Source organism: Pantoea phyllosphaerae, assembly GCF_051025595.1.
Taxonomy (GTDB): domain Bacteria; phylum Pseudomonadota; class Gammaproteobacteria; order Enterobacterales; family Enterobacteriaceae; genus Pantoea.
In genome coordinates this window covers 80,519-102,463 of sequence record NZ_JBPFDE010000004.1, presented here as the reverse complement: position 1 = coordinate 102,463, position 21,945 = coordinate 80,519, and the positions used below count along the sequence as shown (strand labels likewise).

The following is a 21,945-nucleotide window of genomic DNA, read 5'->3' as shown; positions in this document are numbered from 1 at the left end:
AACGCTGGCGTTATGAACGCAGCCTGAGCGCCATAACGCAGCGTAAACCCCATAAAATGTCGTACTAATTGCGCGCTCAAGCGCAAAGCGCTAAAAAAATCAAACCTCTTAACGTTTTTACTATAAAATTTAACTCACATGGATTGCGATGCTCACAGGAAGAGCAGCATTGAACACCTGCTTTCTTACGTACTTTATATAACGTGAAAACAGCCTAATGCGTTGTTTTCTGTGTTTTTATGGCAAAAAACGAGGTCGACATTATGGGGAAAAGTTCCTCATCTTTTGGCGTAATTCGTTTCCTGACGGTGCTGTTCGCATTCCTGACGGGCGCGTTTATGCTGATTGGCGGTGGTTGGTTAGCCGCTATCGGAGGTTCCTGGTATTACGTTATTGGCGGTGTGGTGATGCTTATCACCGCCTGGCTGCTGTCACGTCGCAAAAGCACCGCGCTGGTACTCTATGCGCTGCTGCTGATCGGCACCCTGATCTGGGGCGTGTGGGAAGTCGGCACTGACTTCTGGGCCCTGGCGCCGCGTACCGACGTGCTGGTGATTTTCGGCGTCTGGCTGATCCTGCCTTTTGTTTACCGCAGCGTAAACGCCGGCAGCAAAGCCGCACTGGGCAGCATGGCCGTCGCGCTGATCGCCAGCGCCCTGGTACTGGCCTATGCGGTCTTTAACGATCCGCAGACGGTAAACGGCAAGCTGCCGGAAACCGCACAGAACGCCGCGCCAGCGCAGCCGCTGAGCAATATCGACGACGCTGACTGGCCCGCCTATGCGCGCGATCAGCAGGGCACGCGTTTCTCCCCGCTGAAGCAGATCAACGAAGAGAACGTGAAAAACCTGCAGGTGGCCTGGCAGTTCCAGACCGGCGATCTGAAGACCGCGAACGATCCGGGCGAAATTACCGACGAAGTGACGCCGATTAAGATCCGCGACACGGTCTATCTCTGTTCGCCGCACCAGATTCTGTTCGCGCTCGATGCGGCTACCGGCAAGCAGAAGTGGAAATTCGATCCGGGCATGAAGCCGAATCCGACCTTCCAGCATGTCACCTGCCGTGGCGTTTCTTACCACGAAGTGCCTGCAGCGGCCGACGCTGCTAACAGCCAGCCTGCGCTCTGCTCGCGCCGTATCTACCTGCCGGTAAACGACGGTCGTCTGTTCGCGCTGGATGCGGAAACCGGCGCGCGCTGCCCTGCCTTCGGCAACAACGGCGAGCTGGATCTGCAGCACAAGCAGCCGGTCACCACGCCGGGCCAGTATGAGCCGACATCGCCGCCGGTTATTACCGATACCACCATAGTTATGGCGGGTGCGGTAACCGACAACTACTCGACGCGCGAGCCATCTGGCGTGATCCGCGGTTTCGACGTCAACACCGGCAAACTGCTGTGGGTCTTCGATCCGGGCGCGAAAGATCCTAACGCGATTCCGGCTGATGAACACACCTTCACCATGAACTCGCCTAACTCCTGGGCGCCGGCGGTTTACGATCCGAAACTGGATATCGTTTACCTGCCGATGGGCGTTTCTACCCCGGATATCTGGGGCGGCAACCGCACGCCGGAGCAGGAGCGCTACGCGAGCAGCGTGCTGGCGCTGAACGCCACCACCGGTAAGCTGGCGTGGTCGTATCAGACCGTGCATCACGACCTGTGGGATATGGATCTGCCGTCGCAGCCGACGCTGGCCGACATCACCGATAAAGACGGTAATACCGTTCCGGTGATCTACGCCCCGGCGAAAACCGGCAACATCTTTGTGCTGGATCGTCGTACCGGCAAGCCGGTCGTGCCAGCCCCGGAAACCCCGGTTCCACAGGGCGCCGCGAAGGGCGATCACGTTTCCCCGACGCAGCCTTACTCCGAGCTGACCTACCGTCCGAAGCAGAATCTGACGGACAAGGATATGTGGGGCGCGACGCTGTATGACCAGCTGGTATGCCGCGTCATCTTCAAGCGTCTGCGCTACGAAGGCCCGTTCACCCCGCCGTCCGAACAGGGCACGCTGGTGTTCCCGGGCAACCTGGGCATGTTCGAATGGGGCGGCATCGCGGTCGATCCGCATCGTCAGATCGCTATCGCCAACCCGATGGCCCTGCCGTTTGTCTCTAAACTGGTGCCGCGCGGCCCGGGCAATCCGATCGAGCCGCCTGAAGGCGCGAGCGGCGGTTCAGGCACCGAAACCGGTATCCAGCCGCAGTATGGCGTGCCGTACGGCGTTGAGCTGAATCCGTTCCTGTCACCGTTTGGCCTGCCGTGTAAGCAGCCGGCCTGGGGCTACGTTTCCGCCGTCGACCTGAAAACCAATGAAGTCGTCTGGAAGAAACGTATCGGCACCACGCGCGACAGCGCGCCGGTTCCGCTGCCGTTCAAGATGGGTATGCCGATGCTGGGCGGCCCAATCGCGACGGCGGGCAAGGTGTTCTTTATTGGCGCGACCGCAGACAACTACCTGCGCGCGTTCAGCACCGAAACCGGCGAGCAGCTGTGGCAGGCGCGTCTGCCGGCTGGCGGCCAGGCGACGCCGATGACCTATGAAGCGAATGGCAAGCAGTACATTGTCATCGCGGCGGGCGGTCACGGCTCCTTCGGCACCAAGCTGGGCGACTATGTCATCGCCTACGCGCTGCCGGACGAGAAATAAGCGCTCGTTAAGCTAAGATGCAACGCTGATGCCGGTCACCTGAGGTGACCGGCTTTTTTTTTGCCGCTTCAGGAGAATTTTTTCAGCAGCGCTTCGCGAACAGAAGGTTTCATGGTTAAGCCGCGATCGAGGAAGGCCTGAAAAAAGCGCAGCGCCTGCGTCTTGCTGATCATATTGCGTTTAACGGCTTCTTCCAGAATGCCGCCATGTCTGGAAACTTTTATCCCTCTTTCCTGACAGGTTTTATAAACCGCGTTATCGGCCGACAGGCAGGTCGCCTGCTGCAGGTGCGCCAACGCATGCTGAACGTCAAGCTGATACTTCACCTTTAGCTCTTCGCAGACATAAGGATCGATCCATACCCCACCGGGAAACAGCTGCCAGATCAGCGGTAAGCAGCCGCACTCATAGAAGTCGGAAAGGACATTGGTATCAATTACGCATCTGGGGCATTGAAAAGGCATCCTCGCCAGCCTCCTGATCGGCGTACCATTTTTCCAGCAGCACGCTTAATTCCTTTCTGTTGAGCTCCAGCAGATCCGACAGGAAAGATTCCGATGCCGTTCCGGCCTCCCACGCCTTGCGTGACAACACCAGCAGGCGCCCTTTATAGCTGAGCGGCTCGCCGATCGAATTGGGTTCTTCCCTGTTCCAGCCTTTATGTCGCGTAATGCCCCACAGCCAGGCCGCATTTTTTGGCGATATCAGCCTGCATTTGCTCAGGCGGTCGACCATGCAGGCAAAGGAGACGCGATAGATGCTTTTCAGCCGAAGGACCGTCTCTTCATACGCCCATCCGCCGCCCTGCATGAAGAACTGCTTGCGTAGCGCGTGCTCAGGAATCAAAAAACAGGCAGCAAAATGATTAGCGACCTTCTCCTCAGGCGACGCTGATTTGCCGCGCGTTTTATAGGCTTTAGTCGGACCGGTATAGTCATCGCGATGGAAAATAATATGCGCGTACTCGTGACAGATGCTGAAAATCTGTCTCTCTACTGAGACGGAAGGATGATTGTTGACGTAGATGGCCGTGCCGTATTTGTCGCTAAATGCCGAAAAACCGGAAACCAGCCCTTCTTCAGACTGATGGCTAAAGGGAATGACCCGGATATCGAACGACTCCAGCAGCGCAACGATATCGCCAACGCAGGTGGCATCGCCAATGCCGAGGCGACGGCGCTCTTCTGCGGCTTTATCCTCAACCCTTAACAGGTCCTCTTCTCTTGCGGTAAAAATCGGAATGGAGTTGGGCAGATCTTCAGGCTGTCTGGCATCGGCGGCCTCTTCAATGGCGTAAATATTTTTTAGCTTGCCGATAAGCGCGTTGCGCAACGTGGTATCCAGCATGGCGGGATTATCCGCCCGCATAGCGAAGCGAAACGAGCCTTCATCGCCATCATAAAAATAGCCGATTGGTTTGTTATAAAGCTTACAGAGCGCAATGAGTTGAGTTACGCTCGGCACACCCAGCGCCTGCTCGAATTTACTGTAGGTTTGCCTTACTACGCCAATCGCATCGGCGACGGCGACGGCGCTTAATCCCGCATCCGCTCGTGCTTCAATCAATCTTTTCGCAATATATTCCTGAACGTTCATAGGTTACTCCCGTTTAACATTATCGGGAACGCTTCAAGCTTTCATGTTAACTATGGCATACAGTATCAGCTCGCCTGTTTTCAGGATAATGATTTAAATTAATTGCTCCGGCTTGCCCGCCAGTTCACTGCCCCGCACAACAGCATCACCGCCGCCGTCAGCAAAAACACCGGCCGCATGCCGAACGCGCCGCCGATAAAGCCGCCGAACAGCGGGCCGCTTACCTGGCCGATATACTGCGCGGAAGTCGAATAGCCCAGCATGCGCCCGACCTGCCCTTCCGGCACGCTATGGCGAATAATCGCCGTGATGCAGGGCAGCAGCCCGCCCAGCGCCATGCCCATTAAGAAGCGCAGCACCACCAGCTGCCACGCGGCGGTGATAAACGCCTGCGGGATCAGCAGCGCCGCACACATCAGCAGACCGCCGCTCAGCACGCGCCAGTGGCCGATGCGGTCGGCCAGCCTGCCCAGCCGCGGCGCGGAAAGAATGCTGCCCAGCGCGGCAGCCGCCATCACCACTCCGGCGGTGACGACGATCGCGCGATCCCCGGCGACAAATTGCCCGATATAGAGCGTGATAATGGGCTCGATCGACATATTGGCGAAAATCAGCAGCATGCCTGACAGCCACATCAGTTTTATCACGCCGCGATTGACGGCCCCGGACGCGTCGCCAGCGGCGCGCGTTGCCGCAGGCGGGCGCGGCAGCTCTTTAAGCAGGAAGGCGGTCGCCAGAAAGGCGAGGAAAATCACCCCACCGGTCAGCCAGAAGGTGTGGCGGATGCCGATCAGCGGCGGCAGCACGCCGCCCAGCAGCGGGCCGACAACGTTGCCCGCCATAATGCCGGAAGAGAGCACGCCGAGCGCCCAGCCGGTCTGCGCCTTCGGCGTCTGTGCCGCCACCAGAATCGTCGAGCCGGAGGCGTAGCCGCCGAGCAGCCCCGCCAGCAGCCGCAGCGCCACCAGCTGCCAGGGCGCGGTGGCCATGCCGATCAGCGCCATCGCCACGGCCATGCCGAGGCTGGCGCGGATCAGCATCAGCTTGCGGCCATAGCGATCCGCCAGCCTGCCCCACAGCGGCGCGGTCAGCGCGGCACTGAAGAAGGTTGCCCCGTAGGCCAGCCCGGACCAGCGTGCAATCGCCGCCGGTTCCGTTACGCCCAGCTCTCGCACATAGAGCGGCAGAAAAGGCAGCAGCAGCGTCATCGCCACAATAGTGCTGAATGAGCCCAGCACGCATACCCATAAGTTACGTTTCCAGATTTGCGCGTCTGGCGCAGCGATCGCTTCCATCATGCCCTCCTTTTGTCTGGCTTTCAGGCTAGCGTCGTTGACGCGGGAACAACAGTCACGGCGCGATAATTACTCAGCGCCGCCCGCTGTTGCCACACAGCAACAATCAGCCGCCCAGCGCCGCGACCAGCGCGTCGCACAGCAGGCTGACCGGCGCGGCAGGCTGCGCCTCTTTCAGCAGCAGATAGCTTTGCAGGCGATCCATCTGCCACTCCGCCAGCAGCTGGATAATCTCGCCGCGCGCCAGCGCCGCCTGCGCCATATAGGAGGGGAGATAGGCGATGCCGCTGCCCGCCTGCGCGGCGTTGAGCAGCGCCATGCTGTTATTGGCGCGAAAGCGGCTGCGCACGTCGATCGCCAGCCGCTGCTTGTCGCGGCGGAAAGGCAGCGCGGCGGTGTGCGCCGGCCCGTGGAACATCAGCAGATCGTGGCGCGGCAGCATATCGGGATGGGTCACCGGCGGGCGCTGCGCCAGGTAGTCCGGCGCGGCGTAGAGTCCCCATTCGATATCGCCTAACAGCCGGACGTGCGCGGTCTGTGGCGCGCGGGCGCGGATCACCACGGCGATATCGGCCGGGTTTTCCCGCTCTTCGCTGCCGCGATCGGTCAGGTCGAGATCGACATTGATATGGATATGGCGACGCAGAAAGGGATTAAGCGCGGGCGCCACGCACTGGCAGCCGTAGGTGACCGGCGCCTGCAGCCGCACGTTGCCCGCGACGTTCTGATGCAGCTGCTGCACAAAGGCGTCGGCGCGATGCATCTCCGCCAGCATGCGGGTGCAGAAGGGATAATAGGCCTGACCCAGCTCGGTCAGCGCCATATTGCGCGTGGTGCGGTGCAGCAGCTTAAAGCCGAGCCGCACCTCAAGCCGGGCGATCTCCCGGCTGACGTGGGATTTCGACAGGCCGAGCGCGCGCGCGGCCTCGCTGAAGCTTCGGCACTCCACGACGCGGGCGAACATCATCATCGCCGTTAAGTTTTCGCTGTGATCCATAATTGTTTTCGTCCGCCGGAAAAGCGCAGACTAAACAATTCCGCTATCGGTTACATCTGTTTGCTGGCGTCAGCTCGCCATGGCCAGCGGAAAAAGCAGCCTGTCCGGCTCGACGCGCCGCTGACGGCGTAGCTGCCCCGGCGTGACGCGGAAATAGTTTTTAAAGGTGCGCGTGTAGGCCTGCTGGGTGTCGAAACCGTAGTTCATCGCCACCTGCAGAATCGCCTCGTTGCTGTTCAGCAGCAGCAGCGCGGACTCCGTCAGGCGGCGCTGGCGAATATATTCCGCCAGCGAAAAGCCGGTATGCTGACGAAACAGACGCTGCAGATGCCAGCGGGAATAGCCCGAGCGACGCGACACCTCATCCAGATGCAGGTCCTGGCCTAAGTTGCTTTCAATCCACTGCAGCAGACTACGAATAAATTCGCGCTGATTCATGAGTTCCTCCTGATACGGCATGATGTCCAGTGAACCCACTTTAGCGCGGAAAATTTATCCCTTAATTAGCGAAAAATTAGCGCAGAATTAGCATTGCGTCTGGCAGGCCTCGCCGTGCGGGGCCTTTAATTCTGTGCTAATAATCCCGGCGTACACTGCCGCCAGTAACTGACGAGGCGATCTTCCATGCGCGTACTTTTGGTTGAAGATGATGAAATGATCGGTGCCAATCTGCAGCAGGCGCTGGAAGCCGCTGGCTGGTCGGTTGACTGGGCGCGCGACGGCGTCTTCGCCCATCACGCCTGGCATGAAGGCGACTACACCTGCGTGCTGCTCGACCTCGGCCTGCCGCGCGACGACGGGCTGCAGGTGCTGAAGCGCGCGCGCGGCCGCGGCGACACCACGCCGGTGCTGATTTTAACGGCGCGCGACACGGTGGCGCAGCGCGTGCAGGGGCTCGACAGCGGCGCCGACGACTACCTTCTGAAACCTTTCGACCTGCAAGAGGTGCTGGCGCGCATGCGTGCAATAACCCGACGCCGCCACGGCGCGGCGGACTCGCTGCTCGGCAGCGGCGACGTTCAGCTGGATATGATGACGCGCGAAGTGCTCTATAAGGGCCAGCGCGAACAGCTTACCGCGCGCGAATATGCGCTGCTTTACGCCCTGCTGGAGCGTCCCGGCGCCATCCTGTCGCGCGAGCAGCTGGAGAACCGCATCTACGGCTGGGGCGAAGAGGTGACCAGCAACGCGGTAGATGTGCTAATCCACGGCATGCGCCGTAAGCTCGATAATGACGCCATCCGCAACGTGCGCGGACTCGGCTGGCGCGTGCCCGCGCTATGAAACCTTTCGCTTTTATGCGCTCCCTGCGCAATAAGCTGCTGAGCACGCTGCTGATTATCCATCTGCTGATGATCGGCGGCGTGACCTGGTATTTCTTCAGCTGCTACGGCGACATGATCGGCACCATGAAGGATGACCAGCTGTCGAAAATCGCCGACGCCTGGGCCACCAATAAAGAGATCCCGGCGCTGATGCCGCTGATGCTGCACGCCGATAAAATGAAAAGCGCCTACGTTGTGCAGCTGTGGGACGGCAACGGCAGGCTGCGCGCCAGCTCCTGGCCAGCGCTGCATGCGCCGCTGCAGGCGCAAAAGGGCTGGCATGATATCGACGTCGGCGACTGCGACGAGTGCGCCTGGCGTATCTATACCCGGCCCGGCGAGCCGGGCAGCGAGATTAAAACCATCCAGGTGATGCATAACCTCAGCCATATGCGTGCCGAGATGGTGAGGCGCGCACTGGCGGCGATTATTCCCCTGATTTTGATGATGCCGCTCTCGCTGCTGGTGATCTGGCTGGTGGTGCGCAAAATCACCCGCGATCTGCGCGTCGCCTCGCGCGAAATCGCCGCGCAGGAGACGTTGCATCCACACCTGGTGTCGCCTGAAGGGCTGCCGGACGAGATCCTGCCGCTGGTCGAGGCCTACAATTCGCTGCTCAACAAGCTGCGCGCCGCCTGGTCGTCGCAGCGTCAGTTTCTGGAGGATGCGGCGCACGAGCTGCGCACCCCGGTCACGGCGGTGACGCTGCAGCTGGAGAATCTGCGCCAGCATATTCAGCCGGGCGAAGCGAGCCGCCAGTTCGATCAGCTGGAAGCGGGCGTAACGCGCACGCGTCATCTGGTGACGCAGCTGCTCAATATCTCGCGCCAGGAAGATAAAACCGTGGTCGCTTCGGTAGAGAATATCGAGCTGGAGGATCTGCTGAAAGAGAGCATTGAGCAGCTGATGGTGGTGGCCGACAAGCGCGGCATCGATATCGGCTTCAACGGCTCGACGCACTATCGTTTGCAGGCAAGCCGCTCCGAGCTGCGCAGCCTGTTTGATAATCTGATCGGCAACGCCATGCTGCATACCCCGGAAGGCAGCCTGGTGGACGTCTTGCTGCATCGCGTCGGCGATCGCACGGTGGTCGATATTGTCGATAACGGCCCCGGCATGCCGGAGGCGTTTATCGATCGCGCCTTTGACCGCTTTACCCGCTCGCCGACGGTGAAGGCGCAGGGCAGCGGTTTAGGTTTGTCGATCGTGCGCAGCGTGGCGCAAAAGCACCATATCCATGTTTCCCTCTCCAACTGCCTTAATTCCCAGGGCGCTATCTGCGGTTTACAGGTTCGCGTCACCCTGCCCTGATTTTCACGTTCGCGCGCGATGCCGACAACGTAAACGGTTGCGGCGTTCCGTTCGCTACGGCTTATTTTCGTGATACGCTTCACATTTTCACGTAAATGCAATGCAACACATTTTGACAAACGTGAGCAAAATCTATTTTCTATCGCCCTGTAACGGTCAGGCTACGCAGGTCAAAAACCGGCTGTAAAAAACGGTTACATCTTCGCCGCCCACTCTGGGATCGATTTCACTCTGACTGCGCCGCTGCGCGGTCAAAAGCATGTGGTTAATGATAATGAAATTTAAAAGCTTGATAGCAGGCGCCTTGCTGGCAACCTCCCTGAGCAGCGGCGCGCAGGCCGCCGAAAGCGATCCGCAATATCTCTCTGACTGGTGGCACCAGAGCGTCAACGTAGTGGGCAGCTATCACACCCGCTTTGGACCGCAGTTCAATAACGACGTCTATCTGGAATATGAAGCCTTCGCGAAAAAAGACTGGTTCGATTTTTACGGCTACCTCGATCTGACCAACTTTTTCGGCATGGGCAACAGCAACGCCAACGGCATTTTCGACCACGGTTCGCCGATGTTTATGGAAATCGAGCCGCGCTTCTCTATCGATAAGCTGACCGGCACCAGCCTGGCCTTCGGTCCGTTCAAAGAGTGGTACTTCGCCAACAACTATATCTACGATATGGGCCGCAACAGCGATAACCGCCAGAATACCTGGTATATGGGTCTCGGCACCGACATCGACACGCACAGCGACGTCGGCCTGTCGCTTAACGTCTACGCCAAATATCAGTGGGAAAACTACGGCGCGGCGAATGAGAACAGCTGGGATGGCTATCGCTTCAAGGTGAAATATATGGTGCCGATCGGTACGCTGTGGGGCGGCAACCTCAGCTATATCGGCTTTACCAATTTTGACTGGGGCTCCGATCTGCGCGACAAATCCGACGCGTCGCGCACCAGCAACTCCATCGCCTCCAGTCATATTCTGTCGCTGGGCTACGACCACTGGCATATTTCCGCCGTGGCGCGTTATTTCCACAACGGCGGCCAGTGGGCGGACGGTCAGGAGCTGAACTTCGGCCGTGGGCCGTTTGAAGTGAAATCGACCGGCTGGGGTTACTACCTGGTGGCGGGTTATAACTTCTGATAAATCGGGCTAACAGCACCGATCTTACAGAGCGGCGAGGCTGAGCCGAAGAGCAAAGCGTCCCGCGACAGAGACAAAAGCGCCGGGAGCGTTTTTGAACAGCGCAGCGCGTTGGCCCGTTTACGGGCGCACCTCAGGGACGAGGTGCGTATCCGCGCGGGCCAGGCGAGCATGGAGGCCTTGAGCGACTTTGCAATCGGATCAGGCTCGCCGCGCCATCACACTCCCTGAACCGACTTATTCCTGCGGCTTCTCTACGTTGATGCGCCACGGGATGTTGAACTTATCAATAAACATCGCAAAGCCGTTCGACCAGAAGGTCTCCTGCCACGGCGTCGTTACCTTGCCGCCCGCCGACAGTTTCTCGAACCAGGCTTTACCCTCTTCGACGTCGTTAGTCGACAGGCTGACCGCATAACCGGCGTGCTCTGATGCCGGCGGCTTCTCGGTATTGCCGTCGCTCAGCATCAGCTCACCGTCGCCGATGCGCAGTTGCGCATGCATGATTTTTTCCGGCGGCTGCGGCGCTGCAGATTGATCGCCCACCTGCTCACCCTGATCCGGCATATCGCCGAACGTCATTTTAGAGATTAACTCTCCACCGGTAGCCTGCAGGTAAAAGTCGATAGCCTCTTCACAACGGCCATAGAGAAACAGATAAGGGCTGACTTGCATCTTCACCTCTGTATTGTCGGTTGGATTTCTTACAGTACTCTAAGAGTGTAGACGATCGACTTTATCCTTTGTTTTTACTGACAATAACGACGAAAGAGTTGCGCCATATAGGCGCTCATCGGCGTCAGCGCCGTCTCCTTTCGCTGGATCAAATAGAAGGTTGCCTTCGGCAAGGGCTCGTCCAGATCCAGCGCCACCAGCTGCTGGCCGAGCACCGCATCGTTGATGACATCAACCGACAGAATGCTGACAAAATCGCTCTGCGCCACCAGGCTGGTGCAGGCCATAAAGGTTTCGCAGGAGACCACAATTTTGGGCGCCATGCCGCGCTCGGCAAAGAGATCGTGCAGCAGGCGATAGTAGCTGCCCTTCGGCGTCGGCATCGTCCAGTTGCACTGCTGAAGTGCCTTAAGCGACCGCGCCTTCTCCATCGGGTGCCCCCTGCGCACCACCACTTTGTAGTCGCGCTGCATCATTTTTTCAAAACTCAGCTCCTGGTCAAGATGGCTCTGATCGTAGGTATTGATGGTGAAATCGAGCTCGCCCTGGCGCAGCTCCGGGATCATCGACACCAGCTGGCCTTCCACAATCCGCACCTTAACCAGCGGATACTCGCGATGAAACTGGGTGATAACCTGCGGCATGATGGTGCGCGCCACGCTGCCGCCCACGCCAATATTCACCTGGCCGCCCGCCAGTCCAAGCCGCTGCTGAATATCCTCCTGCGCCACACGTAATTCTTCCAAAACCAGACTGGCATGGCGAAAAAAGTTATCACCCACGTCGGTCAGCACCACACCTTGCTGGCGGCGAACAAAGAGTTTTGCACCTAAAACCTGCTCCAGTTCCTGAATCGCTTTGGTCAGCGCCGGCTGAGAAAGCCCGGAAAGACGGCTTGCGGCGCGGATGCTGCCCTGACGCGCAACCTCAACGAAGGCGCGTAGCTGATGCAATTTTAGCTGTGACGGCATGATAACCACTGTTTATCAGGAGAAAGATATTCGCATCTTATGCGGCCTGCACGGCTTGTGTAAATTCGGGAGCGTGCATAAAAAACCATCAATAAGGATCTCCTATGACTACCCTCTCTGAGCAGATTCAGGCGCTGGCGCCGCAGATGCAAAGCTGGCGGCGCGATCTCCATCAGTTTGCCGAGTCCGGCTGGCTGGAATTTCGCACCGCGACGCGCGTGGCCGACGTGCTGCATAAGCTGGGCTATCAGCTACAGCTGGGTCGTGAGGTGATTAACGCCGAGGCGCGTATGGGACTCCCCGACGCTGACGTGTTGAAACAGCACGAGGCGCGCGCGCTGCAGCAGGGCGCGCTGGCGCAGTGGCTGCCCTCTTTCTCCGGCGGCTTTTGCGGCGTCGTCGCCACGCTGGAAACCGGCCGTCCCGGCCCGGTAATGGGATTCCGCGTCGATATGGATGCGCTCGATCTCAACGAGAGCCAGGCGCCCGATCACCTGCCGCAGCGCGAAGGTTTTGTCTCCTGCAATCCCGGCATGATGCACGCCTGCGGCCATGACGGCCATACCACTATCGGGCTGGCGCTCGCCAGCGTGCTGATGGCGATGAAGTCGCAGCTGAGCGGCACGATCAAGCTGATCTTCCAGCCTGCCGAGGAGGGGGTGCGCGGCGCGAAGGCGATGGTAGAGGCGGGCGTGGTCGACGATGTCGACCTCTTTACCGCCATCCATCTCGGCACCGGCGTGCCCGCTGGCGAGCTGGTGTGCGGCAGCGACAGCTTCCTCGCCACCACCAAGCTGGATGTGCATTTCACCGGCGTCGGCGCCCATGCGGGCGGCAGGCCTGAAGAAGGGCGTAACGCGCTGCTGGCGGCGGCGCAGGCCACGCTGGGGCTGCACGGCCTGCCGCAGCACAGCGGCGGCGTCGCGCGCGTCAACGTCGGCGTGCTGCAGGCGGGCACCGGCCGCAACGTGGTGGCCGACACCGCGCTGATGAAGGTTGAGACGCGCGGCGTCAGCAACCAGGTTAACGACGACATCTACCAGCAGGCGCTGCGCGTGATCGCCGGCGCCGCGGCGATGTACGGCGTGGAGTATGAGGTGAAACTGATGGGCGCGGCGCGCAGCTGCACGCCGACCCAGCCCTGGGTCGATTTCCTCCACCAGCAGGCGGAGGCGCTCGGCATCTTCGACTCGGTGGTAGATCGCAAGGCGCAGGCCGCCGGTTCAGAAGACGCCACCTATATGATGGAGCGCGTTAAGCAGCGCGGCGGCCAGGCGACCTACGCCATCTTCGGCTGCGATCTGGCGGCGGGCCACCATAACGCCCGCTTCGACTTTGACGAAAGCGTGATGGGCAAAGCGGTGCAGACGCTGGCGACGCTGGCGCTCAATCAGGCGCAATTTGGAGGCGCTCGATGAACGCTGACTTCCTGGCCGACTATATCGACGCCCATCAGGCGCGCTTTACCGCCCTCAGCGACGCCATCTGGGACACGCCGGAAACCCGCTTCGCCGAAACGCGCTCCAGCGCGCTGCTGGCCGATGCGCTGGAGCAGGAGGGCTTCGCCGTGACGCGCGGCGTCGGCCATATCGAGACCGCCTTTATCGCCAGCGCGGGCGAAGGCCAGCCGGTGCTCGCCATTCTCGGCGAGTTCGACGCGCTGGCCGGACTCAGCCAGCGAGCGGGCTGCGCGCGGCCAGAGCCGCTGGAAGAGAACGGCAACGGCCACGGCTGCGGCCATAACCTGCTCGGCACCGCCGGCGTGGCGGCGGCGTGCGCCCTGAAAGCCTGGATGCAACAGCACGGCGGACGCGGCACGGTGCGTTTCTACGGCTGTCCCGGCGAAGAGGGCGGATCGGGCAAAACCTTTATGGTGCGCGAGGGGCTGTTCGACGATGTCGACGCCGCCGTCACCTGGCATCCCGAAGGCTTCAGCGGCCTGTTCAACCTCAGCACCCTCGCCAATATCCAGGCAGCGTTTCACTTTAAAGGCGTGGCGGCGCACGCGGCCAACTCGCCGCACCTCGGCCGCAGCGCGCTCGATGCGGTGACGCTGATGAACACCGGCGCCAACTTTTTGCGCGAGCATATCGTGCAGGAGGCGCGGCTGCACTATGCGGTGACCAACAGCGGCGGCGTCTCGCCCAACGTGGTGCAGGCGGACGCCGAAGTGCTCTACCTGATCCGCGCGCCCGAGCTGCCGCAGGCGCAGGCGATCTACCAGCGCGTCATCAATATCGCTCAGGGCGCGGCGCTGATGACCGACACCCAGGTGACGGTGCGCTTCGACAAGGCGTGTTCCAACTACGTGCCGAATCGCGCGCTGGAAGCGGTGATGGAGCGTTATTTGCATCACTTCGGTTTGCCGCATTACAGCGAGGAAGAGCGCGCCTTCGCCGCCGAGATCCGCGCCACGCTGAGCGAGGAGGATCTGCGCAACGCGCGGCTTAACGCGGCACGCACCGGCGGCGAGGCGGGCGCGGCGTGGATTGAGGCGCACGGCGACAAGCTGCTGATGGATGAAGTCGCGCCCTGCGCGGCGACGCGCGAGCTGCTCTACGGCTCTACCGACGTCGGCGACGTCAGCTGGGTCACGCCCGTCGCGCAGTGCTTTTCGCCCTGCTTCGCCTTCGGTACGCCGCTGCACACCTGGCAGCTGGTGGCGCAGGGCCGCACCAGCATCGCACACAAAGGCATGCTGCTGGCGGGCAAAGTGATGGCCGCCACCGTGCTGGAGCTGCTGACCGATGAGCAGGCGCTGGCGCGCTGTCGCGCCGAATTTGAACGGGCGCGCCGCGCGCAGCCCTATAGCTGTCCGATTCCCGAAGGCATTACGCCTTCAAAACTGGCCAACTGAGCCGCGGCCGCGCCGCTGGGCGCGGACCGATAACACAATAAAAAACGCAAACACGACCATACAAGACGAGGAATATCATGACCGTAATGTCGGAGAGTCGCAGCCCTGGGAAAGTGTTCGGCTGGATCGAGCGGGTCGGCAACAAAGTCCCCAATCCTTTCCTGCTGTTTGTTTATCTGATTGTGGTGCTGATGGTGGCGACCGCCATTATCAGCACTCTCGATCTGGCGGTGAAAAACCCCGTCAGCGGCGAGATGGTGCGCGTCAACAACCTGCTGAGCGTCGCGGGCCTGCAGTGGATCCTGCCCAACATCATCAAAAACTTCAGCGGCTTTACCCCGCTCGGCTCAATTCTGGCGCTGGTGCTCGGCGCCGGCCTGGCGGAAAAAGTGGGCCTGCTGCAGTCGCTGATGGTGAAGATGGCATCGCGCGTCAGCCGCCGCTACGCCAGCTATATGGTGCTGTTTATCGCCTTTTTCAGCCATATCTCTTCCGATGCCGCGCTGGTGGTGATGCCGCCGCTCGGCGCGCTGATCTTCCTCGCCGTGGGGCGCCATCCGGTGGCGGGCCTGCTGGCGGCGATCGCCGGGGTCGCCTCCGGCTTTACCGCCAACCTGCTGATCGTCACCACCGACGTGCTGCTCTCCGGCATCAGCACCGAAGCGGCGAAGGCGGTCAGCGACACGGTGCACGTCAGCGTGATCGATAACTGGTTCTTTATGGCCACCTCGGTGATCGTGCTCACCGTGGCGGGCGCCATTCTCACCGACAAGTTTGTCGAGCCGCGCCTGCCGCAGTGGAAAGAGGGCGGCAGCGAGCGGCTGGCGGCCCTGACGCCGCTGGAGAATCGCGGCCTGCGCGCGGCGGGCATCGCGGCGCTGCTCTTTATCGGCGTGATGGCGCTGCTGGTGGTGCCGGAGCATGCGCCGCTGCGCGATCCGAAAACCGGCGGCATCGTACCGTCGCCTTTCATCAGGGGCATCGTGCCGATCATCATCCTGTTCTTCTTTGTGGTGGCGACCGTTTACGGCGCGGTCACGAAGCAGATTCGCCGCCCGGACGATATTCCGCAGCTGCTGGTCGAGCCGATGAAGAGCATGGCGGGCTTTATTGTGATGGTCTTCCCGCTGTCGCAGTTCGTGGCCTTCTTCAACTGGAGCAACATGGGCAAATTTATGGCCATCGGGCTGACCGACGTGCTGGAGAGCGCGGGCATCAGCGGCGCGCCCGCCTTTCTCGGCCTGATGTTCCTGTCGGCGTTTCTCTGTATGTTTATCGCCAGCGGCTCGGCGATCTGGTCGATTCTCGCCCCGGTGTTCGTGCCGATGTTTATGCTGCTCGGCTTTCACCCCGCTTTCGCGCAGATGATTTTTCGCATCGCCGACTCGGCGGTGCTGCCGCTGGCGCCGATGTCGCCCTTTCTGCCGCTGTTCCTCTCGTTCCTGCAGCGCTACCAGAAAGATGCCCAGCTCGGCACCTATTACGTGCTGATCTTCCCCTATCCGGTGGTCTTCTTTATCACCTGGATCGCGCTGCTGCTCGCCTGGTATGCGCTGGGACTGCCTATCGGGCCGGGCGTCTGGCCGCAGATGCCGTAGCCTCTTCGCCAGGGACGGCGAAAAGTGCAACGTATGTTGCTAAAAACTCACCAACAACCCTCTCGGCAAGGATCGCCGAATTGATTATTCTGCACTCTCTTCGCTTGCTAACGGTCATTCTTTTTACAACATCGCCACGCCGTTAGCGAGACAGGCAAACACCGTCACACCGAGGTTTATAAAATAATGACAACCACCTGCACTCCAGGGATGGCGCCGGGGTTCGCTGCGCCGACGCCGAACAACAGCTTAGCGGGGCGCATCGACGCCCTGCCCTCATCGCGCGGCCTGTGGCGTTTTATTACGCTGCTGGCGCTCGGCGGTTTCTTTGAACTCTACGATCTGTTTGAGACCGGCTATATCAGCGCCGGGCTGCTGGCCGCCGGCGTCTTCCACACCGGCAGCGCGGGCGTGTTTGGCATTGCCGATCAGGCCGCTTTTGCCTCTGCCACCTTTCTCGGCCTGTTTGTCGGCGCCAGCCTGCTCGCGCCTTATGCCGACCGCTTCGGCCGACGCCTGACCTTTATGTGCGCGCTGGCGTGGTACGGCACTTTCTCGCTGCTGATGGCCTTTCAGCAGAGCGCGGAGATGATTATTCTGTTTCGCTTTCTGGTGGGCATCGGCCTCGGCATCGAGTTGGTCACCATCGACACCTACCTTTCGGAGTGGGTGCCGACGCATATGCGCAGCCGCGCCTTCGCCTTTTCGTTTTTCGTGCAGTTTCTCTCCGTGCCGACGGTGGCGCTGATCTCCTGGTGGCTGGTGCCGCAGACGCTGCTCAGCCTGGAAGGCTGGCGCTGGGTGGTGATCGCGGGCGCCCTCTGTTCGCTGATTATCTGGTTTATTCGTAAGGATCTGCCGGAGTCGGCGCGCTGGCTGGCGCAGCAGGGCCGTCATCAGGAGGCGCATAAAGTGCTGAGCGCGATGGAGAAACGCTGCGGCGTCGCGCCCGGCGCAGACTTCCCGCCGGATGACGCGGCGGCGCAGCTGCCGAAGCGCGGCCGGTTTAGCGAGATCTGGTCGCCAGCCTGGCGCAAGCGCACCCTGATGCTGGTGGTAATGAACTTCTTTCAGGCGATCGGCTTTTTCGGCTTTGGCAACTGGCTGCCCGCGCTGCTGTCGGGCACAGGCACGACCGTCACCCACAGCCTGCTCTACGCCTTTTTTATCACCCTCGCCTACCCGCTCGGCTCGCTGATCTGCAGCCGCTACGCCGATAAATTTGAGAACAAATGGCAGATCGTTTTCTCCTGCCTGATGACGGTGGTATTCGGCACGCTGTTCGCGTTTCAGACCCACCCGGTGATGCTGATACTCTGCGGCTTTTTAATTACTTACTCCAATGCCTGGCTGACCTTTAGCTATCACGCCTACCAGACAGAGATTTTCCCTACGCATATTCGCGCCCGCGCGGTCGGCTTTTGCTACTCCTTCAGCCGCCTGTCGACGGCGTTCAGCAGTATTTTGATCGGCCTGATTTTGCAGTATGCAGGCAGCCAGGGCGTCATCGCCTTTATCGTGGCGAGCATGCTGATGGTGATGCTGTCAGTGGGGATTTACGGGCCGAGGACGCGCGGCATCGATCTGGAGAATATTTAAGAGAGAGGCGAAAGCGGCATGAAAAAAGCCCGGCGTCAGCCGGGCTTTAGTAGAGGGTTACTGATTTTCGAGCTGATGGATATCCGCGCTGCCCTGATAAGGCTGGATGGTCTTATCTTTACGCAGCTTTGCCACATCCTTCGCGGTGACGTCAGACTTGCCGCCGTTGCCCCAGCTGGTGCGGATAAAGTTCACCACGTCCGCGACCTGCTGGTCGCTTAGCCGCCAGCCGAACGCGGGCATGGTGATGGTTGACGGCGCGCCTTTCACGCCCGGCAAGGTGCCGCCCGCCAGCACGATATGGATCAGCGAAGTGGGATCCTCGGCCATCACCACCGGGTTGCCGCGCAGCGCCGGGAAAAAGCGCTGATAGCCGCTGCCGTCCGTTTTATGGCAGGCCGCGCAGCTATCGACATAGACCGATGCGCCGGTCGCGCTGTCGTCGCCTTTCCACAGCGCTTTCGCCGTGGCGTCATCGACGCTAAACGCCGCCTGGCTCGGATCTTTCGCGCCGAGCGACTTCAGATAGTGGGCGATCGCCGCAATATCCTCATCGCTGAGATGCTGCAGGCTGTGCTCCACCACCTCGGTCATGCCGCCGAACGCGGCGGTATGGTCGTTACGGCCATAGCGCAGGAACTGGCGCAGATCCTCTTCGCTCCAGCGTCCCAGCCCGTCGCGGTTATCGCCGCGCAGGTTGCTGGCGGTCCAGCCATCAATCGGCGCGCTGCTGCCCGCCAGATAGTCGTTGCCTTCGCTGTTGTTCAGCGCTTTCTCCTGCATGGTGATGCTGCGCGGCGTATGACAGGCGCCGCAGTGGCCCAGGCCTTCCACCAGATAGCGGCCGCGCGCCAGCTCAGCATCTTCCTGCGCCATCGGCTGAAACGCTTTGACGTCCGGCGCGAACATTGTGCGCCAGATCGCCAGCGGCCAGCGCATCGACAGCGGCCACGGAATATCGCTTTTGTGGTTAGCCTGCTCGACCGGCGCAACGCCGTGCATAAAGTAGGCGTAGAGCGCCTGCATATCCTCGTCGCTCACCACCGCGTAGGAAGGGTAAGGCATTGCCGGATAAAGCGTATCGCCATTTTTTGCCACGCCGTGACGCACCGCCTTCTGGAAGTCGTCATAGCTGTAGTCGCCAATGCCGGTTTTCTTGTCCGGCGTGATATTGGTGGAGTAAATAGTGCCGATCGGCGTCGCCATCGGCAGGCCGCCCGCAAAAGGTTTGCCCTCTTTGCTGGTATGACAGGCGACGCAGTCGCCCGCGCGCGCCAGATACTCGCCGCGTTGTATCCGATCGCCGCCGTTATCGTCCGCCAGCGCGGCAAAGGTCATCGTGCCCAGCACCAGGGCCAGTAAGCTGTTTTTCATCGCCATTTCCTTATGCCTGCACCAGTGGACCTGGATTTTTCAGGTACTGTTCGCGGATCGCTTTCGCCGACCAGTAGGTCAGCGCCGCCACCATGCCCGTCGGGTTGTAGCCCAGGCCCTGCGGGAACGCCGATGCGCCCGGCACAAAGACGTTCGGCACGTCCCAGCTCTGCAGGTAGCGGTTAACCGCGCTGGTGTTGGGATCCTCGCCCATAATGGCGCCGCCGCTGATATGCGTGGTCTGATAGACCGTGGTGTCGAAATGGCTGCCCGGCTTTTTCGCGCCGCCGATAATCATCTTCGGACTCATCGCTTCGGCGATCTTATGCATCTTGCCGACCATAAACTGCGCCATCTTGATGTCGTTATCCTGCCAGTCAAAGGTCATGCGCAGCAGCGGCTGGCCATAGGCATCTTTATAGTTGGGATCGAGATCGAGATAGTTGGCGCGGTAGGACTGATGCGCACCGTGGGCATCCATCGAGAGATGGTGCGTGTAGGTATCCGCCACCGCCGCCTTCCATTTGCTGCCCCAGTTCGGCGTACCGGTCGGCGTCGGCAGGCCGGAGATCGGCTTGGTGCCCGCCTGGTTGACCCAGAACGGCGAACCGCCGACGAAGCCGTGCGGCCCGTGGTCGAAGTTGTCGGCGTTGAAGTCATCGACGCCGACGCCCGCACCGCCCGCGCCGATAAACGGGTTGGTGGTGGTGTTTTTGTCGAACAGCGCCTTGAGCGTGGAGAGGTTCTGATAGGCGAAGTTACGGCCAACGGTGCCTTCATTGGTGATCGGGTTGTAGGGCTTGCCGATGCCGGAAAGCAGCATCAGGTGCACGTTGTGGAACTGGAACGCCGAGAGGATCACCAGATCCGCTGGCTGCACCACTTCACGCCCCTGCGCATCGACGTAGGTGACGCCGGTGGCGCGCTTTTTATCGTCGGTCAGGTTGACGCGCAGCACGTAGGCGTTGTTGCGCAGCTCAAACTTCGGCTCCTGGCGCAGCGCGGGCAGGATGTTCACGTTCGGCGACGCTTTCGAGTACATGTAGCAGGCGTAGCCGCTGCAGTAGCCGCAGAAGTTGCACGGCCCCATCTGCGCGCCGTAGGGGTTGGTGTAGGGGCCGGAAGTGTTGGCCGACGGCAGATCGTAGGGGTGATAGCCGACTGATTTCGCCGCCTCGGCAAACAGCTGCGCCGAATAAGTGCGCTTCTGTGCAGGCAGCGGGAATTTGTCGGAGCGATCTGGCGCGAACGGGTTGCCGCCGCTCTCCTTGCCAACCACCTGCCCTTTAATGCTCCACGGCGTGCCGGAGGTGCCGAAGACTTTTTCCGCCTTGTCGAAGAACGGCTCCAGCTCGTCATAGGTGACGCCGAAATCCTGGATGGTCATCCCTTCCGGGATAAAGTCTTTGCCGTAGCGCTCTTCATAATGGCTACGCTGGCGCAGCTCGGTTGGGTCGACGCGGAAGTGTACGCCAGACCAGTGCAGCCCGGCACCGCCGGTGCCGGTGCCGGGCAGAAACGCCGCCAGCTGGCGGTAGGGAACCGCCGTCTGCGAGGCGTCGTGACGGATAGTCACGGTGCTTTTCGACAGATCCTGGAAGAGCTTTTTGCGGACGTTATAGGTCAGCTCGTCAATCGACTGCGGATAGGATCCGTCTGGATAGGTATCGCGATGCGGGCCGCGCTCCAGCGCAACCACGTTTAGGCCAGCTTCGGTCAGCTCTTTCGCCATAATTGCCCCGGCCCAGCCGAAACCCACAATTACCGCGTCTGCTTTTTTCATTTCGTTTGCCATGGTTACGCGCGCTCCCCGCGAATAGAGACTGACGGGAAGGGATAACGCTCGCCGCGCTCCACCCAGTCCATAAAGTCGGCGCGTGCGCCAGGAAAACCAATCAGCTTCCAGCCCACCATATTCTGGTTGCCACCGTGGATGGGGTCGCTGAAAAAGCCTTCGCGGGTGTTCTGGATCAGAAAGGCGAAGAAGGTTTTTGCGGGCAGCTGGCGGAAATCGGCCTGGCCGCTCTCCATCGCCTGCAGCAGCGCATCCTGCTGCTCGCCGCTCAGTTCGGCGAAGACCTTGCCGTGCTGGCGCTTGCTGTAGTCGTCGGCGTCGGCCAGTCCCAGACGGTAGATCTGCTGCGGCACCAGCGGCAGCTGATAGCCCAGCTCTTTCGGCAGGTCCGGATTGAACGGCCCCTGCATATACCAGTTGGCGCCAGTGGCATAAGGGGTGTTCATCTGGCGATCGATAAATTCCGGCACGCCCGCTTCCAGCGCGCCTGGGCCGCGCTCGTCATTGGGGATCAGTCGAGCGACGGCCGCCTTGATAAAGGCGAACTCTTCAGCGGTAAACCAGTTGGGCTGGTAATCACGCGCTGGCTGCGCCGCCGCGGGATCGGCAGCCTGCACCGCAGGCGCCACGCTAAAGCCGCCGACAACGGCGCTGCCTGCCGCCATCGCTGGCGCCAGTGCAATGGTCTTTAGCAGAAAATCTCTGCGCGTCTGCCCACGTTTTTGTTCTGACATGACATTGCCTCAGTACCGCCTAT

At 60.7% G+C, this 21,945-nt stretch carries 18 protein-coding genes; 8 read left to right on the top strand and 10 right to left on the bottom strand.

All coding sequences use genetic code 11. The features are described from left to right. Positions 1-263 precede the first annotated feature (263 nt). Complete coding sequence (locus ACR6A7_RS07495; protein WP_434124218.1) at positions 264-2,654, top strand: glucose/quinate/shikimate family membrane-bound PQQ-dependent dehydrogenase; 2,391 nt, start codon at positions 264-266, stop codon at positions 2,652-2,654. Between the two features lie 68 nt (positions 2,655-2,722). Here ACR6A7_RS07495 and ACR6A7_RS07490 read toward each other — a convergent pair whose 3' ends face one another. The 5 genes from ACR6A7_RS07490 to ACR6A7_RS07470 all read right to left on the bottom strand — a co-directional run bounded on the left by ACR6A7_RS07490 (position 2,723) and on the right by ACR6A7_RS07470 (position 6,980). Beyond that, positions 2,723-3,118 (bottom strand): hypothetical protein, encoded by a 396-nt coding sequence (locus tag ACR6A7_RS07490; protein WP_434124217.1) that lies wholly within the window; start codon positions 3,116-3,118, stop codon positions 2,723-2,725. Next, entirely contained in the window at positions 3,087-4,250 is a 1,164-nt protein-coding gene (locus ACR6A7_RS07485; RefSeq protein ID WP_434124216.1) for an ImmA/IrrE family metallo-endopeptidase, read from the bottom strand. The genes ACR6A7_RS07490 and ACR6A7_RS07485 overlap by 32 nt, the downstream gene beginning before the upstream one ends. Positions 4,251-4,348: 98 nt before the next feature. Continuing rightward, complete coding sequence (locus tag ACR6A7_RS07480; RefSeq protein WP_434124215.1) at positions 4,349-5,548, bottom strand: MFS transporter; 1,200 nt, start codon at positions 5,546-5,548, stop codon at positions 4,349-4,351. Between the two features lie 103 nt (positions 5,549-5,651). Next, positions 5,652-6,542, bottom strand: a complete 891-nt coding sequence (locus ACR6A7_RS07475; RefSeq protein WP_434124214.1) for a LysR family transcriptional regulator — start codon at positions 6,540-6,542, stop codon at positions 5,652-5,654. Between the two features lie 69 nt (positions 6,543-6,611). After that, positions 6,612-6,980: a helix-turn-helix domain-containing protein gene (locus tag ACR6A7_RS07470; RefSeq protein ID WP_033749207.1), complete on the bottom strand. Its 369-nt coding sequence runs from the start codon at positions 6,978-6,980 to the stop codon at positions 6,612-6,614. Between the two features lie 186 nt (positions 6,981-7,166). On the opposite strand from ACR6A7_RS07470, the gene ACR6A7_RS07465 reads away from it, so the two are divergent. The 3 genes from ACR6A7_RS07465 (at position 7,167) to ACR6A7_RS07455 (ending at position 10,319) form a co-directional block, all read left to right on the top strand. After that, positions 7,167-7,826 carry a response regulator gene (locus tag ACR6A7_RS07465; protein ID WP_434124213.1) on the top strand — a complete coding sequence of 220 codons (660 nt, stop codon included), beginning with the start codon at positions 7,167-7,169 and terminating at the stop codon, positions 7,824-7,826. Beyond that, entirely contained in the window at positions 7,823-9,178 is a 1,356-nt protein-coding gene (locus tag ACR6A7_RS07460; protein WP_434124212.1) for a sensor histidine kinase, read from the top strand. The genes ACR6A7_RS07465 and ACR6A7_RS07460 overlap by 4 nt, the downstream gene beginning before the upstream one ends. Positions 9,179-9,452: 274 nt before the next feature. Further along, positions 9,453-10,319 carry a nucleoside-specific channel-forming protein Tsx gene (locus ACR6A7_RS07455; protein ID WP_434124211.1) on the top strand — a complete coding sequence of 289 codons (867 nt, stop codon included), beginning with the start codon at positions 9,453-9,455 and terminating at the stop codon, positions 10,317-10,319. A gap of 237 nt (positions 10,320-10,556) precedes the next feature. Here the strand turns inward: ACR6A7_RS07455 and yjdN are convergent, their stop codons facing one another. After that, a complete protein-coding gene (gene yjdN, locus ACR6A7_RS07450) occupies positions 10,557-10,994 on the bottom strand; it encodes a VOC family metalloprotein YjdN (protein WP_434124210.1) in 438 nt (145 codons plus the stop codon). A 74-nt stretch (positions 10,995-11,068) separates the two neighbouring features. Next, complete coding sequence (locus ACR6A7_RS07445; RefSeq protein WP_434124208.1) at positions 11,069-11,965, bottom strand: LysR family transcriptional regulator; 897 nt, start codon at positions 11,963-11,965, stop codon at positions 11,069-11,071. Positions 11,966-12,069: 104 nt separating this feature from the next. Between ACR6A7_RS07445 and ACR6A7_RS07440 the strand changes: the two genes are divergently transcribed. The 4 genes from ACR6A7_RS07440 to ACR6A7_RS07425 all read left to right on the top strand — a co-directional run bounded on the left by ACR6A7_RS07440 (position 12,070) and on the right by ACR6A7_RS07425 (position 18,019). Continuing rightward, positions 12,070-13,383: an amidohydrolase gene (locus ACR6A7_RS07440; RefSeq protein WP_434124207.1), complete on the top strand. Its 1,314-nt coding sequence runs from the start codon at positions 12,070-12,072 to the stop codon at positions 13,381-13,383. Then, positions 13,380-14,822, top strand: a complete 1,443-nt coding sequence (locus ACR6A7_RS07435; protein WP_434124206.1) for a M20 family metallopeptidase — start codon at positions 13,380-13,382, stop codon at positions 14,820-14,822. Before ACR6A7_RS07440 ends, ACR6A7_RS07435 begins: the two co-directional genes overlap by 4 nt. Positions 14,823-14,899: 77 nt before the next feature. Continuing rightward, the gene (gene abgT / locus ACR6A7_RS07430; RefSeq protein ID WP_434124205.1) at positions 14,900-16,420 is read left to right on the top strand and encodes a p-aminobenzoyl-glutamate transporter; all 1,521 of its coding nucleotides are present in this window, start codon (positions 14,900-14,902) and stop codon (positions 16,418-16,420) included. 186 nt (positions 16,421-16,606) lie between these two features. After that, the gene (locus ACR6A7_RS07425; protein ID WP_434124204.1) at positions 16,607-18,019 is read left to right on the top strand and encodes an MFS transporter; all 1,413 of its coding nucleotides are present in this window, start codon (positions 16,607-16,609) and stop codon (positions 18,017-18,019) included. 57 nt (positions 18,020-18,076) lie between these two features. On the opposite strand, the gene ACR6A7_RS07420 is transcribed toward ACR6A7_RS07425, so the two are convergent. The 3 genes from ACR6A7_RS07420 to ACR6A7_RS07410 are packed head-to-tail and all read right to left on the bottom strand — an operon-like array spanning position 18,077 to position 21,922. Next, on the bottom strand, positions 18,077-19,393 hold the full coding sequence (locus ACR6A7_RS07420; protein WP_434124203.1) for a c-type cytochrome: 1,317 nt from the start codon (positions 19,391-19,393) through the stop codon (positions 18,077-18,079). Positions 19,394-19,403: 10 nt separating this feature from the next. Continuing rightward, positions 19,404-21,188, bottom strand: a complete 1,785-nt coding sequence (locus tag ACR6A7_RS07415) for a GMC family oxidoreductase (RefSeq protein ID WP_434124202.1) — start codon at positions 21,186-21,188, stop codon at positions 19,404-19,406. A 2-nt stretch (positions 21,189-21,190) separates the two neighbouring features. Beyond that, positions 21,191-21,922, bottom strand: coding sequence for a gluconate 2-dehydrogenase subunit 3 family protein (locus ACR6A7_RS07410; protein WP_434124201.1), 732 nt, complete (start codon positions 21,920-21,922; stop codon positions 21,191-21,193). Positions 21,923-21,945: the final 23 nt, after the last annotated feature.

Excerpts from the sequence above, each read along its gene's own strand:
- ACR6A7_RS07485 (WP_434124216.1), bottom strand. The coding sequence starts at position 4,250 with ATGAACGTTCAGGAATATATTGCGAAAAGATTGATTGAAGCACGAGCG.
- ACR6A7_RS07475 (WP_434124214.1), bottom strand. The coding sequence starts at position 6,542 with ATGGATCACAGCGAAAACTTAACGGCGATGATGATGTTCGCCCGCGTC.
- ACR6A7_RS07490 (WP_434124217.1), bottom strand. The coding sequence starts at position 3,118 with ATGCCTTTTCAATGCCCCAGATGCGTAATTGATACCAATGTCCTTTCC.
- ACR6A7_RS07445 (WP_434124208.1), bottom strand. The coding sequence starts at position 11,965 with ATGCCGTCACAGCTAAAATTGCATCAGCTACGCGCCTTCGTTGAGGTT.
- abgT (WP_434124205.1), top strand. The coding sequence starts at position 14,900 with ATGACCGTAATGTCGGAGAGTCGCAGCCCTGGGAAAGTGTTCGGCTGG.
- ACR6A7_RS07460 (WP_434124212.1), top strand. The coding sequence starts at position 7,823 with ATGAAACCTTTCGCTTTTATGCGCTCCCTGCGCAATAAGCTGCTGAGC.
- ACR6A7_RS07455 (WP_434124211.1), top strand. The coding sequence starts at position 9,453 with ATGAAATTTAAAAGCTTGATAGCAGGCGCCTTGCTGGCAACCTCCCTG.
- ACR6A7_RS07435 (WP_434124206.1), top strand. The coding sequence starts at position 13,380 with ATGAACGCTGACTTCCTGGCCGACTATATCGACGCCCATCAGGCGCGC.
- ACR6A7_RS07470 (WP_033749207.1), bottom strand. The coding sequence starts at position 6,980 with ATGAATCAGCGCGAATTTATTCGTAGTCTGCTGCAGTGGATTGAAAGC.
- ACR6A7_RS07440 (WP_434124207.1), top strand. The coding sequence starts at position 12,070 with ATGACTACCCTCTCTGAGCAGATTCAGGCGCTGGCGCCGCAGATGCAA.
- ACR6A7_RS07495 (WP_434124218.1), top strand. The coding sequence starts at position 264 with ATGGGGAAAAGTTCCTCATCTTTTGGCGTAATTCGTTTCCTGACGGTG.
- yjdN (WP_434124210.1), bottom strand. The coding sequence starts at position 10,994 with ATGCAAGTCAGCCCTTATCTGTTTCTCTATGGCCGTTGTGAAGAGGCT.
- ACR6A7_RS07425 (WP_434124204.1), top strand. The coding sequence starts at position 16,607 with ATGACAACCACCTGCACTCCAGGGATGGCGCCGGGGTTCGCTGCGCCG.
- ACR6A7_RS07415 (WP_434124202.1), bottom strand. The coding sequence starts at position 21,188 with ATGGCAAACGAAATGAAAAAAGCAGACGCGGTAATTGTGGGTTTCGGC.
- ACR6A7_RS07465 (WP_434124213.1), top strand. The coding sequence starts at position 7,167 with ATGCGCGTACTTTTGGTTGAAGATGATGAAATGATCGGTGCCAATCTG.
- ACR6A7_RS07410 (WP_434124201.1), bottom strand. The coding sequence starts at position 21,922 with ATGTCAGAACAAAAACGTGGGCAGACGCGCAGAGATTTTCTGCTAAAG.
- ACR6A7_RS07480 (WP_434124215.1), bottom strand. The coding sequence starts at position 5,548 with ATGATGGAAGCGATCGCTGCGCCAGACGCGCAAATCTGGAAACGTAAC.
- ACR6A7_RS07420 (WP_434124203.1), bottom strand. The coding sequence starts at position 19,393 with ATGAAAAACAGCTTACTGGCCCTGGTGCTGGGCACGATGACCTTTGCC.